Annotated in this window: 14 protein-coding genes and 1 tRNA gene; 4 read left to right on the top strand and 11 right to left on the bottom strand. The window is 71.4% G+C overall.

Features of this window, described 5'->3' with window-relative positions; genetic code table 11:
• Positions 1-118 precede the first annotated feature (118 nt).
• Positions 119-700 (bottom strand): transglycosylase family protein, encoded by a 582-nt coding sequence (locus ACWD4J_RS05845; RefSeq protein WP_451394058.1) that lies wholly within the window; start codon positions 698-700, stop codon positions 119-121.
• 332 nt (positions 701-1,032) lie between these two features.
• On the opposite strand from ACWD4J_RS05845, the gene ACWD4J_RS05840 reads away from it, so the two are divergent.
• From ACWD4J_RS05840 to ACWD4J_RS05830, 3 genes are all read left to right on the top strand, one after another.
• A tRNA-OTHER gene (locus ACWD4J_RS05840) sits at positions 1,033-1,153 on the top strand.
• A gap of 110 nt (positions 1,154-1,263) precedes the next feature.
• Positions 1,264-2,043 carry a hypothetical protein gene (locus ACWD4J_RS05835; RefSeq protein ID WP_451394057.1) on the top strand — a complete coding sequence of 260 codons (780 nt, stop codon included), beginning with the start codon at positions 1,264-1,266 and terminating at the stop codon, positions 2,041-2,043.
• A gap of 212 nt (positions 2,044-2,255) precedes the next feature.
• A complete protein-coding gene (locus ACWD4J_RS05830) occupies positions 2,256-2,606 on the top strand; it encodes a hypothetical protein (RefSeq protein WP_451394056.1) in 351 nt (116 codons plus the stop codon).
• A gap of 63 nt (positions 2,607-2,669) precedes the next feature.
• On the opposite strand, the gene der is transcribed toward ACWD4J_RS05830, so the two are convergent.
• The 5 genes from der to aroH form a co-directional block, all read right to left on the bottom strand.
• Positions 2,670-4,142 (bottom strand): ribosome biogenesis GTPase Der, encoded by a 1,473-nt coding sequence (der, locus tag ACWD4J_RS05825; RefSeq protein ID WP_451394055.1) that lies wholly within the window; start codon positions 4,140-4,142, stop codon positions 2,670-2,672.
• Positions 4,143-4,202: 60 nt separating this feature from the next.
• Positions 4,203-4,913: a lysophospholipid acyltransferase family protein gene (locus ACWD4J_RS05820; RefSeq protein WP_451394054.1), complete on the bottom strand. Its 711-nt coding sequence runs from the start codon at positions 4,911-4,913 to the stop codon at positions 4,203-4,205.
• Positions 4,871-5,572, bottom strand: a complete 702-nt coding sequence (gene cmk / locus ACWD4J_RS05815) for a (d)CMP kinase (protein WP_451394053.1) — start codon at positions 5,570-5,572, stop codon at positions 4,871-4,873. Before cmk ends, ACWD4J_RS05820 begins: the two co-directional genes overlap by 43 nt.
• A 155-nt stretch (positions 5,573-5,727) precedes the next feature.
• Positions 5,728-6,813, bottom strand: coding sequence for a prephenate dehydrogenase (locus ACWD4J_RS05810; RefSeq protein WP_451394052.1), 1,086 nt, complete (start codon positions 6,811-6,813; stop codon positions 5,728-5,730).
• Positions 6,810-7,172, bottom strand: coding sequence for a chorismate mutase (gene aroH, locus ACWD4J_RS05805; RefSeq protein WP_451394051.1), 363 nt, complete (start codon positions 7,170-7,172; stop codon positions 6,810-6,812). The genes ACWD4J_RS05810 and aroH overlap by 4 nt, the downstream gene beginning before the upstream one ends.
• Positions 7,173-7,361: 189 nt before the next feature.
• Here aroH and ACWD4J_RS05800 point away from each other — a divergent pair, with 189 nt between their 5' ends.
• Positions 7,362-8,108: a nucleotidyltransferase domain-containing protein gene (locus ACWD4J_RS05800; protein WP_451394050.1), complete on the top strand. Its 747-nt coding sequence runs from the start codon at positions 7,362-7,364 to the stop codon at positions 8,106-8,108.
• A 7-nt stretch (positions 8,109-8,115) separates the two neighbouring features.
• Here the strand turns inward: ACWD4J_RS05800 and ACWD4J_RS05795 are convergent, their stop codons facing one another.
• The 5 genes from ACWD4J_RS05795 to ACWD4J_RS05775 all read right to left on the bottom strand — a co-directional run bounded on the left by ACWD4J_RS05795 (position 8,116) and on the right by ACWD4J_RS05775 (position 12,828).
• Positions 8,116-9,153: an ADP-ribosylglycohydrolase family protein gene (locus ACWD4J_RS05795; protein ID WP_451394049.1), complete on the bottom strand. Its 1,038-nt coding sequence runs from the start codon at positions 9,151-9,153 to the stop codon at positions 8,116-8,118.
• Positions 9,150-9,863 carry an NUDIX hydrolase gene (locus tag ACWD4J_RS05790; protein WP_451394358.1) on the bottom strand — a complete coding sequence of 238 codons (714 nt, stop codon included), beginning with the start codon at positions 9,861-9,863 and terminating at the stop codon, positions 9,150-9,152. Before ACWD4J_RS05790 ends, ACWD4J_RS05795 begins: the two co-directional genes overlap by 4 nt.
• Before the next feature lie 129 nt (positions 9,864-9,992).
• Positions 9,993-11,045: a pseudouridine synthase gene (locus tag ACWD4J_RS05785; RefSeq protein ID WP_451394048.1), complete on the bottom strand. Its 1,053-nt coding sequence runs from the start codon at positions 11,043-11,045 to the stop codon at positions 9,993-9,995.
• Positions 11,045-11,707 (bottom strand): SMC-Scp complex subunit ScpB, encoded by a 663-nt coding sequence (scpB, locus tag ACWD4J_RS05780; RefSeq protein ID WP_451394047.1) that lies wholly within the window; start codon positions 11,705-11,707, stop codon positions 11,045-11,047. Before scpB ends, ACWD4J_RS05785 begins: the two co-directional genes overlap by 1 nt.
• The gene (locus tag ACWD4J_RS05775; RefSeq protein ID WP_451394046.1) at positions 11,704-12,828 is read right to left on the bottom strand and encodes a segregation and condensation protein A; all 1,125 of its coding nucleotides are present in this window, start codon (positions 12,826-12,828) and stop codon (positions 11,704-11,706) included. The genes scpB and ACWD4J_RS05775 overlap by 4 nt, the downstream gene beginning before the upstream one ends.
• Between the last annotated feature and the right edge of the window lie 76 nt (positions 12,829-12,904).

Raw genomic sequence — 12,904 nt, 5'->3', positions numbered from 1 at the left:
CAAGGCACTTGTGCCGATCGCGGCGATACGAAGTGCACTTGGGTCGATCGCGGCGAAACGGCCCCGCCGGGCCGGAGGGCCAGGCGGGGCCACGCGCGCGTGCGTCCACGCAAAGGGCTCAGAGGTCGAGCTTCTGGCCCGGCAGGATCAGGTTCGGATCGTCGCCGATGACCGACTTGTTGGCGGCGTAGACCGCGCGCCAGGACTTGCCGTGCTTCGCGGCGATGGAGCTCAGCGTGTCCCCGCGCCTTACGGTGTAGTCCCCGCGGCCGGAGCCCCGGTCCGTGTGGCCGGAGGAGCGAGCCGGCGTCTTCGACGGCTGCTTCGAGGGGGCTGCCTCGGTGGTGATGGGGGCCGACGCCGCGGGCGCGCCGCCCGTCGCCCCTGCACGCGCCGAACAGGTGGGCCAGGCGCCCCACCCCTGCGCCTGCTGGACCTTCGTGGCGACAGCGATCTGCTGCGCCTTCGACGCCTTGTCGGCGGTGGCCGCATAGGCGGTACCGCCGTACGCGCGCCAGGTGCCGGCGGAGAACTGCAGTCCGCCGTAGTAACCGTTGCCGGTGTTGATGTTCCAGTTCCCGCCGCTCTCGCACTGGGCGATGCGGTCCCACACTCCGCTGTCCGCTGCCTGGGCGGTGCCTGTGGCGGCGGTGAGCAGTGCCAGCGGGGCGAGCAGGGCGGCCCCGGCGAGTACTGCCATCGTGCGAGTGGACTCGGGACGTGCGGACATGAAGATCCCTCTCTGCGGACCCGGGCTCCCCCAAGGCGTTGCGGCGGCCCGGCGCATACGGCGCCGGGCTGTGCCGCGCCGCCCCGTCCGCCGGCGGCTGTACTGCGATCTGGCTGGTGTGGCCGGCGGACGTACCCGAGCGGTGCTCGATGCACACGGCGGAGGAATCTAGGCAGCGGTTCGCCCCGACATCAACCAACTCCTTGTCTTTCGAGGTCAGTTGCGCATTACCGGCGGTATCAACGATATTCAGCCACCCACTTCATTCGCTGATTTCCGGATTTGTCGACCACTTTCCATGAGGGCCTGTGACTCACTTCACCGGTCCAACTCCGCTGTGACTCCGGGCACTTGGCATGGAGTGATCGATTCCGGCCATAACGTCACGCTGCGCTGCCGACGGTTCGATTCCGTTCAGGTCCGGGCGTGACTCCGGCCACAGATCGTCCGTTGTTCCTTCATGAGCCGGGAACCGCCCGGCCAAGCCGGGAAGCGCCCGGTGTCCGGACCAAGCGAATTCCGAGGAGCCACCCGTGCCGCGCATGCTCGACGTCAGCGACGACGTACGCGCCGAGATCGGCGACGAAGAAGCCAACCGGCTGCTCGCCGGAGAGAACACCCCGGGCGGTTACGACTGCACGTCCTGCCGCACCCCGGGCAACTCGGAGCAGGAGCGCACCAGCACCGTCCTGTTCGTCGGCGAAGAGACCGCCGTACTCGCCTTCGCCCACGCCACCTGTCTGGCATCGCAGGTCGTCCAGGTCAGCGAGGAGCAACTGCAGGGCGCCGTGCGCTCGATCGCCACCGGCGACGAGCACCCCGGCCCCCACTCCGCGGCCGAACCGGCCGTCCTGGGCGTGACCAGCGGCCTGGTCCTCATCGAGGGAGAGCTCCACCCGGCGCTCGTCGTCGAGCCGACCGGCCCCATCGCCCGGCCCGGCACGACGGGAGGCGGCGACGACTTCCTGCCGCTGCTGATCGAGCAGGGCTTCATGCCGGTCTCCGACGTGAACTCCATGCCGCCCGTGCAGCACGGCTGGTCGGTGCTGCTCGCCATGGGACAGCTGCACGCCGTGCTCCAGCCGGGCACCGGCGGCGGCTCCCCCGTCGCCTGGTGGCAGGCGCACCAGCCGCTCCAGGTCACGGACGGCTGGCGGACGGCGGCCAACAAGCTCCAGCAGGTGCTGGTCTTCGCGGCGCCCGTGGGCACGATCGGCCGACAGCCCCGCGAGGACCTGATGCGTGAGGCTCTGGACCGGGCAGCGACCACCGGCCGACTGGTCGCGGCCGCGATGCCGCTAGCGGGCACCTGACGACTGTGCCGGTCCTATCCCAGTTCTCACCCGAAAGGCAGTATCTGTCCGGCTAGGGAGTCGTTGGCACATACGTGCACACTTACGACCCCTCCCGCCAGCCGTATCAGAACAGCATCCCGTCCCTGCTTCCCCGTGCTCTCAACTTCGTCGGAGCACGGGAGGCCCCAGCCCCGCAGGGCGATGGGGGCACCTCCCATGCCTTTCAGGCAATGGGGGAGATCGGCCACTCGGCCACGCCGATCTACGACGCGCTGTACGCCGAGTACCGCAGGTCCTTCAGGACACTGCCGGGCGACCGGAGCGGCGAGGAGGACCTGGTGTTCACCGGTTTCGGGGCGGGGCCGGGCGCGGGGCGCCATGACACCCGGCACGGCAGCGGCCACGCCGGGCACGGCTTCCACGGTCAGCACCGCGCGCCCCGCGGGGATGCGCGCCATGACTCGGGCCCCGGTCATGGCGCAGCCCCGGCAACCGGCGTCTGGCAAGCAGTCGGGCGGCGGCACGGCTTCGGGAGTCACTTCCCGGCCGCGCTGCCGCCCGCTCCGCGCAGAGAACGCTGACCTCGCTTCGGCGCCCGCTCGACTTCTACGGCCGGTTCGTTCCGGCCGTTTTTTTCGTTCCGCCTACTTCTTCCGGCCGCGCTTCTCCCGCACCCGCACAGAGATGTGGATCGGCGTCCCCTCGAACCCGAACTCCTCACGCAGCCGGCGCTCCACGAAGCGCCGGTAGCCGGCCTCGATGAAGCCGGAGGCGAAGAGCACGAACCGCGGCGGCTTGGTCCCGGCCTGCGTACCGAACAGGATGCGCGGCTGCTTGCCGCCGCGGATCGGGTGCGGGTGGGAGGCGACCAGCTCGCCGAGAAAGGCGTTCAGCCGGCCCGTCGGAACGCGGGTCTCCCAGCCCTCGAGGGCCGTCTCGATCGCCGGGACGAGCTTCTCCATGTGACGGCCGGTGCGCGCCGAGACGTTGACCCGCGGCGCCCAGGCGACCTGCCCGAGCTCCGTCTCGATCTCCCGCTCCAGGTAGTAGCGGCGCTCCTCGTCGAGGGTGTCCCACTTGTTGTACGCGAGGACGAGCGCGCGGCCCGCCTCGACGGCCATCGTGACGATGCGCTGGTCCTGGACGCTGATGGTGTCGGTCGCGTCGATGAGGACGACGGCGACCTCGGCCTTCTCGACGGCGGCGGCGGTGCGCAGCGAGGCGTAGTAGTCGGCGCCCTGCTGGAGGTGGACGCGCTTGCGGATGCCCGCTGTGTCCACGAACTTCCAGGTCTTGCCGCCGAGTTCGATCATCTCGTCGACCGGGTCGCGGGTGGTGCCCGCGAGCTCGTTGACGACCACGCGCTCCTCGCCCGCGACCTTGTTGAGCAGCGAGGACTTGCCGACGTTCGGGCGGCCGATGAGCGCGATGCGGCGGGGGCCGCCGACCGCCGTGCCGAAGGTCTGGGCCGGGGCCTCGGGCAGCACCTCGAGGACGCGGTCCAGCATGTCGCCGGTGCCCCGGCCGTGCAGGGCCGAGACCGCGTACGGCTCGCCGAGGCCCAGGGACCACAGGTAGGCCGCGTCGGCCTCGCCGCTCGGTCCGTCGACCTTGTTGGCGCACAGCACGACGGGCTTGCCCGCCTTGCGCAGCAGCCGTACGACGGCCTCGTCGGTGTCGGTGGCGCCGACCTTGGAGTCGACGACGAACACGACCGCGTCGGCGGCCTCGATCGCGTACTCGGCCTGGGCGGCCACGGAGGCGTCGATGCCGAGGACGTCCTGCTCCCAGCCGCCGGTGTCGACGACCTTGAAGCGGCGGCCCGCCCACTCGGCCTCGTACGTCACACGGTCGCGCGTGACGCCCGGCCGGTCCTCGACGACGGCCTCGCGGCGGCCGATGATGCGGTTCACCAGAGTCGACTTGCCGACGTTCGGGCGGCCGATGACGGCGAGGACCGGCAGCGGGCCGTGCCCGGCAGCCTCGATCGCGCCCTCGACATCCTCGATGTCGAAGCCCTCTTCCGCGGCGAGCTCCATGAACTCCGCGTACTCGGCGTCGCCAAGCGCCCCGTGCTCGTGCTCCGCCGAGCCCTCGGGCTGGATCTGGTCGTTCATGAAGTCCGTACCTCGTCGTTCATCGTGGTGATCGGTGGACCGCCAGGGGCGGTCCACTACTCAAAGTGTCGCTGAGCGTCCGGTCAGACGCCTGGCGTTTTCCAGGTGCGCGGTGAGCTGTCCCTGGATGCGCACGGTCGCCTCGTCGAGCGCCTTGCGCGTACGCCGCCCGCTGCCGTCGCCCGCCTCGAACGGGTCGCCGAAGACGACGTCGACGCGGCTGCGCAGCGGAGGCAGCCCCCCTATCAACCGTCCACGGCGCTCGGCGCTTCCCAGGACGGCGACCGGCACGACCGGTGCCCCGCTGCGCACCGCGAAGTACGCAAGGCCGGCCCGCAGCGAGGCGAAGTCGCCGTCGCCCCGGGTGCCCTCGGGGAAGATGCCGAGGACGCCGCCGCTCGCCAGGACCCCGAGGGCGTCCGTGATCGCGGTGCGGTCGGCGCTCGTGCGGTCCACCTTCAGCTGGCCGATTCCGCGCAGGAACGGGTCGAGCGGGCCGACGAACGCCTCTTTCTTGATCAGAAAGTGCGTGGGCCGGGGCGCGACGCCCATGACCATCGGGCCGTCGATGTTGTGGCTGTGGTTCACGGCCAGGATCGCCGGGCCGGTCGCGGGGACCTTCCAGGCGCCCAGGACGCGCGGCTTCCACAGGCCGTACATGAGTCCTACGCCGATACGGCGCCCGACCTCGGCGCCCCGCCGGGACGCCGTGGCGCTCTCCGCCGCGGTCACTTCCCGGCCCGCTTCTCCTCGACGAGCGTGACGACGCACTCGATGACCTGCTGCAGCGTGAGGTCGGAGGTGTCCACCTCGATCGCGTCGTCGGCCTTGGCGAGCGGCGAGGTCTTGCGGCTGGAGTCGGCCGCGTCCCGCTTGATCAGCGCTGCCTTGGTGGCGGCGAGGTCGGCGGCCTCCTTGCCCTTGAGCTCGCCGTTGCGGCGGGCGGCCCGCGCCTCGGCGGAGGCGGTGAGGAAGACCTTGAGGTCCGCGTCGGGCAGCACGGTCGTGCCGATGTCGCGGCCCTCGACGACGATGCCGTTCTCGGCCGCCGCGGCGATGGACCTCTGCAGCTCGGTGATGCGGGCGCGCACCTCCGGGACCGCGCTGACCGCACTGACCTTGGAGGTGACCTCCTGGGTGCGGATGGGGCCGGCGACGTCGGTGCCGTCGACGATGATCGTCGGCGCGGACGGATCCGTACCCGAGATGATCTCGGGCTTGCCGGCCGCGGCGGCTATCGCATCGGCGTCGGCGATGTCGATCCCGTTGTTCACCATCCACCAGGTGATCGCCCGGTACTGGGCGCCGGTGTCCAGATAGCTGAGGCCGAGCTGCGCGGCGACGGCTTTGGAGGTGCTCGACTTGCCCGTGCCGGAGGGACCGTCGATGGCTACGATCACGGCCTGGGCAGTCCGGGCGGCGGTTTCCACGGCGAAGGACACCTTCCTGATACGGGGTGGTGGGCTGGCACGGGACACGATCGCGCCCCGCACAAGGTTACTGTCTCCCCGGACCTCGCATTACGGACCGCCCTGGGAGCCGGACGCACCCCACCGCTGTGGGCCGCCAGGCCGAAGCGAGCCGGCTACTGCCGGATCGCCCACCCCCGCTCCCGCAGCGCAGCGGTAAGCACCGGCGCCGCCTTCGGCTCCACCATCAGCTCCACCAGCCCCGCCTGCTGTCCCGTCGCGTGCTCGATCCGCACGTCCTCGATGTTGACCCCTGCCATCCCCGCGTCCGCGAAGATGCGGGCCAGCTGGCCCGGCTGGTCGTTGATGAGGACGACGACGCTCTCGTACGCGGCCGGGGCTGCGCCGTGCTTGCCGGGGATGCGGATCTGGCCGCTGTTGCCGCGGCGCAGCACCTGCTCGATGCCCGTGACGCCCTCGCGGCGCTTGGCCTCGTCCGAGGACTGGAGTGCGCGCAGGGCCTGCACCGTGTCGTCGAGGTCGGCGGCGACGTCGGCGAGCACGTCGGCGACCGGCCCGGGGTTCGCCGACAGGATGTCGATCCACATCCGCGGGTCGGAGGCCGCGATACGCGTGACGTCGCGGATGCCCTGACCGCACAGGCGCACCGCGGTCTCCTCGGCGTGCTCCAGGCGGGCCGCGACCATGCCGGACACCAGATGGGGCATGTGCGAGACGAGCGCCACGGCGCGGTCGTGGGCGTCGGCGTCCATGACCACGGGGACGGCGCGGCACAGCGCGACGAGCTCCAGGGCGAGGTTGAGCACCTCGGTGTCGGTCTCGCGGGTCGGCGTGAGGACCCACGGGCGCCCCTCGAAGAGGTCGGCGGTGGCGGCGAGCGGCCCTGACTTCTCACGGCCGGACATGGGGTGCGTACCGATGTACGCGGACAGGTCCAGGCCGAGCGCCTCCAGGTCGCGGCGCGGGCCGCCCTTGACGCTGGCCACGTCGAGGTAGCCGTGGGCCACGCCCCTGCGCATCGCGTCGGCGAGCGTCGCGGCGACGTGCGCGGGCGGTACGGCCACGATCGCGAGGTCGACGGGACCCTCGGGCGCCTCGTCCGTGCCGGCGCGCAGCGCTGCGGCGGTGCGGGCCTGCTCCGGGTCGTGGTCGGCGAGGTGGACGGTGACGCCGCGGCCCGCGAGCGCGAGGGCGGCGGAGGTGCCGATCAGGCCGGTTCCGATGACGAGGGCGGTTCTCACTGGGCGATGTCCTTGCGGAGTGCGGCCGCGGCGCCGAGGTAGACGTGCGCGATCTCGGACCGGGGCTTGTCGGACTCGATGTGTGCGAGGACACGGACAACGCGGGGCATGGCCCCCTCGATGTCGAGTTCCTGCGCGCAGATCAGCGGCACGTCCACGATGCCCAGCTTGCGGGCGGCGGCCGCCGGGAAGTCGCTGTGCAGATCGGGGGTGGCCGTGAACCAGATGCTGATCAGGTCGTCGGCGGTCAGTCCGTTCCGGTTCAGGATGGCGGTGAGCAGCTCGCTGACCTGCTCGTCCATGTGCCCGGCCTCGTCCCGCTCGAGTTGGACGGCGCCCCGGACCGCTCGTACCGCCACGGTGTTGCTCCTTGCTCGCGTACGTACTGCCTGCCTGCTGCATGCGTCTGCATGTCTGTGCCGCCAGCCTAGTCAGCGGCGCACGCGCGCGTGCGCGGCGCCCGCGTGCCGAGACGGGCGCCGCGCGGATGATCACCTGTGCGGAAAATTCGATCCGCCTCGGGCGCCCGCGCGCGTACGCTCCCCCGCATGCTCCCCGAGGACCTCGTACTCCACCACACGGTCTACGCCTGTGTGACGGGCTCGCGCGCCTTCGGCCTGGCCACGGACGGCAGCGACACCGACCGCCGTGGTGTCTTCCTGGCGCCGACGCGGCTGTTCTGGCGTTTCGAGAAGCCGCCTGCCCACGTCGACGGCCCGGCGGAGGAGCAGTTCTCGTGGGAACTGGAGCGTTTCTGCGAGCTGGCGCTGCGCGCCAACCCGAACATCCTGGAGTGCCTGCACTCCCCGCTCGTCGAGTACGCGGACGAGACGGGCCGCGAGCTCCTGGCCCTCCGTGGCGCGTTCCTGTCCCGCCGGGCCCACGAGACGTTCACCGGCTACGCCCTCGGCCAGCGCAGAAAGCTGGAGGCGGACGTACGACAGCACGGCGCGCCCCGCTGGAAGCACGCCATGCATCTGCTCCGGCTGCTGGCGAGCTGCCGGGACCTCCTGCGCACCGGCGAGCTGACGATCGATGTCGGCGACCAGCGCGGGCCGCTGCTCGCGGTGAAGCGCGGCGAGATCCCCTGGCCGGAGGTCGAGTCACGCATGGCCCGCCTGGCCGCCGAGGCGGACGAGGCGGCCGCCCGGAGCCCGCTCCCGCCGGAGCCGGACAAGGCCCGGGTGGAGGACTTCCTGGTCCGGGTCCGCCGTGCGTCAGCACGGGAGGCGGACCCGGCCGACGAGTACGACCAGGGCGTCGCACGCGACCGGGGCCTCCTGCGCCGGCACTGATCGGTCGTCACGCGTCCCAGAGCGCCCCCAGTGTCACCAGCTCGCTGCCGTACTCGATCCGCTCGGCCCATTCCCGGGGCCAGGCCTCGGCGCCCAGGTGCGCGCCCGCGAACGCCCCCGCGAGGCAGGCGATCGAGTCGGAGTCCCCGGACGTGCAGGCGGCCCGGCGCAGTGCGGTGACCGGCTCGTCGACGAAGAGCAGGAAGCACAGCAGGCCGGTGGCGAGCGCCTCTTCGGCGATCCAGCCCGCTCCGGTGGCCAGGCACGGGTCGGTCTCGGGCGAGGGGTCGCGCAGCGCGTGCTGGAGGCGTTCCAGGGCCGCCAGACACTCGTCCCAGCCGCGTGCGATGAAGTGTTCGGGGCTGGGGTCCTGGCTCCGGGTCCACAGCCCGCCGAGCCAGCGCTCGTGGTAGCGGTTGCGGTTGTCGTACGCGTACGAACGCAGCAGCCCGACGAGGCCCGTCGGCTCGGCGCCCTGCGCCAGCAGCCGTACGGCGTGCGCGGTGAGGTCGGACGCGGCGAGCGCTGTGGGGTGGCCGTGGGTGAGGGCCGACTGCAACTGGGCGGCGCCCGCGCGCTGTTCGTCGCTGAGCCCCCGTATCAGCCCGAGAGGAGCGACCCGCATGTTGGCGCCGCAGCCCTTGGAGTGGATCTGGCTGGCCTCCTGCCAGATCCGGCCCTCCGCCTCCAGCAGACTGCAGGCGGCCAGGCACGTGTTGCCCGGGGCGCGGTTGTTCTCGGGCGACCGGTACCACTTCACGAACTCCTCGCGTACCGGCCGCTCCATCTGCTGCGGAGCGAGCGGCCCGCGGTCCATCGCGGTGCGCAGGCCGCGCCCGAGCGCCAGCGTCATCTGGGTGTCGTCGGTGACGATCGCCGGCTTCGGGAGTTTCATCCCACGCCACGGGCCGCACTTGGCAAGGATCGACGGTACGTCGTTGAACTCCGTCGGGAAACCGAGGGCGTCCCCGAGAGCGAGTCCGATGAGGGACCCGGTCGCGGCGCGCTTCACATCGGTCCTCCGTGCCGCAGTCGTCGAGGTCATGAAGGCCGTCCTTCCGGTCGCAGAAGCGGGGGGTGCAGGGTGGTGGCGGTGCCGGCACGGTGGAGCGCGGCGGGTTTGCCGCGGCCTCCGGTCAGCCGTGCGGCACCGGGGACCGGCTCCACGAAGCCGGGTGTGGCAAGAACCTTGCGCCGGAAGTTGGGGCGGTCGAGCTCGGTGCCCCAGACCGTCTCGTAGATCTGCTGCAGCTCCCCGAGCGTGAACTCGGGCGGGCAGAACGACGTGGCGAGGCAGGTGTACTCGAGCTTGGCGCCGACGCGGTCACGGGCGTCGGCGAGGATCCGGTCGTGGTCGAAGGCGAGCGGCCCGGACTTGCTGTAGGGCACCCATCGTGCCTGTGCGGCGTCGCCGCCGCCGCGGGGCTCCGGCACGTCGGGGACGAGCGCGGCGTACGCGACGGAGACGACGCGCATCCGCGGGTCGCGGCCGGGTTCGCTGTATGTGCGCAGCTGCTCCAGGTGGAGCCCGGACACGTCCGCGAGCCCGGTCTCCTCGGCGAGCTCGCGCCGGGCGGCCGTCTCGGCGGACTCATGAGGCAGGACGAAGCCGCCCGGCAGCGCCCAGCAGCCCGCGTACGGGTCCTGCCCGCGCTCGACGAGCAGCACCTGGAGTTCGCCCGCGCGGACGGTGAAGACGGCGAGGTCGACGGTGACGGCGAAGGGTTCGAAGGCGTGCTTGTCGTAGCCCCGCATCATCCGCCCACCCCCTTAATAGTCGTAACGACTATAAACAGCGGGAGTGTGCGGGCACAAGAAGGCGGCCGGTTCCCGTCACCACGGGAACCGGCCGCCATATGACCGGGTGACCTACAGGGTGGAGACCTACAGGTCGACTTCCTTCATCAGCATTCCGACCTCGGTGTTCGACAGCCGCCGCAGCCAGCCCGACTTCTGGTCGCCCAGCGCGATGGGCCCGAAGGCGACGCGTACCAGCTTGTCGACCGGGAACCCCGCCTCGGCGAGCATGCGGCGCACGATGTGCTTGCGGCCCTCGTGGAGGGTCACCTCGACCAGGTAGTTCTTGCCGGTCTGCTCGACGACGCGGAAGTGGTCCGCGCGCGCGTACCCGTCCTCCAGCTGGATGCCGTCCTTCAGCTGCTTGCCCAGATCGCGCGGGATCGGGCCGACGATGTGCGCGAGGTAGGTCTTCTTCACGCCGTACTTCGGGTGGGTCAGCCGGTGGGCCAGCTCACCGTGGTTGGTGAGCAGGATGACGCCCTCGGTCTCGGTGTCGAGCCGCCCGACGTGGAAGAGGCGCGTCTCGCGGTTGGTGACGTAGTCCCCGAGGCACTGGCGCCCCTCCGGGTCCTCCATCGTGGAGACCACGCCCGCCGGCTTGTTCAGCGAGAAGAACTGGTACGACTGCGTGGCCACGGTCAGCCCGTCGACCTTGATCTCGTCCTTCTCCGGGTCGACGCGCAGGCCCTGCTCGAGGACGATCTCGCCGTTGACCTCGACGCGCGCCTGCTCGATCAGCTCCTCGCACGCACGCCGCGAGCCGTAACCGGCGCGGGCGAGGACCTTCTGCAGCCGCTCGCCCTCCTGCTCGGCGCCCGGGAAGGTCTTGGGCAGCTTGATGTCCTTCTTGCCCGCGTACCGCTCGCGGTTGCGCTCCTCGGCACGGGTCTCGTACTCGCGGGAGCGCGCCGGAGCCGTACGGCCGCCGCCCTGCTGGGACTGCTTGGGGCCGCCCTTGGCGCCACCGCGGGCCGCGGCGCCGCGGCCCTTCTTGGGCTCCTCGCCGCCGGAACCGCCGACGTTGTAGCGGCGCTCCTCGGGACGGGGGCGGCCCGCGCGCTTCTGCTTGTCGTCGCGCTCGTTACCGGCCCCCCGGTAGTTGCCGCGTCCGCTGCTGTTCCTGCCGCTGCTTCGCATCAAAGTTCCGTCGTCGTCGTGTCGCGTACGTCTGAATCCGGATCCGGTGCATCCGGATCGAATGACGGAACCCCTTCCAGCGTCTCGGCCTCGATCGCCTCTGCCTCCGGGAGGAAGGGCGCGAGCTCCGGGAGCTCGTCCAGGCCGCGCAGGCCCATCCGCTCCAGAAAGTAGTTCGTCGTCCTGTACAGGATCGCACCTGTTTCGGGTTCCGCGCCCGCCTCCTCGACCAGACCGCGCTGGAGGAGGGTCCGCATCACGCCGTCACAGTTCACGCCGCGCACCGCGGAGACCCGGGAACGGCTGACCGGCTGGCGGTACGCGACGACGGCGAGCGTCTCCAGCGCGGCCTGAGTGAGCCGCGCCTGCTGGCCGTCCAGGACGAAGCCCTCGACGGCCGGCGCGTACTCGGGGCGCGTGTAGAACCGCCAGCCGCCCGCGACAAGCCGCAGCTCGAAGCCTCGGCCCTGCACGGTGTACTCGTCGGCGAGCTCGCGCAGCGCGTCGGCGACGGCCCGCCGCGGCCGCTCCAGGATCTTGGCCAGGTGCTCCTCGGTCGCGGGCTCGTCGACGACCATGAGGACGGCCTCGAGGGCGGGCTTGAGCTCGAGGTCCGCGACGGTACGCAGTCCGGCCGGGCTCTCGGTCGTCTCCTCGCTCACGCCTTCTCCTCCTCGTCCTCGGCTTCGCCGCCCTGTGTCTTCCCGTCGTCCTTGGCTTCCTCGGGCGGGCGGTCGAACTCGTCCGTCACCCTCGGCTGCTCGTCGCCGTCCCCACCGGTCCAGCGCACCAGCAGCTCGCCGAGGGCCGTCTCCTGGTCCAGCGCCACGGCCTTCTCCCGGTACAGCTCCAGCAGGGCCAGGAAGCGGGCCACGACGGTGAGTGTGTCGTCGGTGTCCTCCACGAGCGTGCGGAAGCTGGCCTCGCCGAGCTCCCGCAGCCGCGCCACGACGATCCCGGCCTGCTCCTGCACGCTCACCAGCGGCGCGTGGATGTGGTCGACGTACACCTGCGGCTTGGGCTTCGGCTGCATCGCCTTCACGGCGAGCTTGGCGAAGCCCTCGGCACCGATGGTGATGACGACCTCGGGCAGCAGCTCGGCGTGGTGCGGTTCGAGGCCGACGGTACGCGGGTAGCGCCGCGCCTCGTCGTCGAGCCGCCCGCTGAAGATGTCCGCGATCTGCTTGTACGCGCGGTACTGCAGCAGACGCGCGAAGAGCAGGTCACGGGCCTCGAGCAGCGCGAGGTCGGCCTCGTCCTCGACCTCCGCCGTGGGCAGCAGCCGCGCCGCCTTCAGATCCAGGAGTGTGGCCGCCACGACGAGGAACTCGGTCGTCTGGTCGAGATCCCAGTCCGGCCCCATGGCCCGGATGTGCGCCATGAACTCATCGGTCACCTTGGACAGCGCGACCTCGGTGACATCGAGCTTGTGCTTGGCGATCAACTGCAGAAGCAGATCAAAGGGCCCTTCAAAGTTCGCCAGCCGAACTTTGAACTTCCCGTCCGACGGCTCACTGACGGACGCCGCAGGGGTGTCGGCGGGCGCCGCCTCAAGGTTGTGGGCAGGCGTTCCGCTGGGCGGAACGGGTGGGCACAACCCACCACGGTCCGCACCGGCCCCAGGAACCTCGGCCACGGCCGGACTCTCCGCCGAAGGCGGTTCAGCAGCCTCCGCAGGAGGCACCGGCGGCGCCTCGGCCGGCGCCACCCCCGGCCCCCGCCCCAAAACCCGCCTCCGGGCAGCCCGAGCCGACGGAACAGAGTCGTCAGAGGTCGGCGGCATCACGATCCAGGGCAGAGAGTACGCAGCGTACGAAGGAGGCACGGGCGCAGGCCCGCATACGAACCCGCAGGCTACC

This window comes from Streptomyces sp. NPDC002577 (genome assembly GCF_053594815.1).
Note: the sequence above shows the minus strand (reverse complement) of the source record. Positions and strands in the feature narration are given on the sequence as shown.

Excerpts from the sequence above, each read along its gene's own strand:
- ACWD4J_RS05845 (WP_451394058.1), bottom strand. The coding sequence starts at position 700 with ATGGCAGTACTCGCCGGGGCCGCCCTGCTCGCCCCGCTGGCACTGCTC.
- ACWD4J_RS05830 (WP_451394056.1), top strand. The coding sequence starts at position 2,256 with ATGGGGGAGATCGGCCACTCGGCCACGCCGATCTACGACGCGCTGTAC.
- der (WP_451394055.1), bottom strand. The coding sequence starts at position 4,142 with ATGAACGACCAGATCCAGCCCGAGGGCTCGGCGGAGCACGAGCACGGG.
- ACWD4J_RS05800 (WP_451394050.1), top strand. The coding sequence starts at position 7,362 with ATGCTCCCCGAGGACCTCGTACTCCACCACACGGTCTACGCCTGTGTG.
- ACWD4J_RS05795 (WP_451394049.1), bottom strand. The coding sequence starts at position 9,153 with ATGACCTCGACGACTGCGGCACGGAGGACCGATGTGAAGCGCGCCGCG.
- ACWD4J_RS05790 (WP_451394358.1), bottom strand. The coding sequence starts at position 9,863 with ATGCGGGGCTACGACAAGCACGCCTTCGAACCCTTCGCCGTCACCGTC.
- ACWD4J_RS05785 (WP_451394048.1), bottom strand. The coding sequence starts at position 11,045 with ATGCGAAGCAGCGGCAGGAACAGCAGCGGACGCGGCAACTACCGGGGG.
- ACWD4J_RS05775 (WP_451394046.1), bottom strand. The coding sequence starts at position 12,828 with ATGCCGCCGACCTCTGACGACTCTGTTCCGTCGGCTCGGGCTGCCCGG.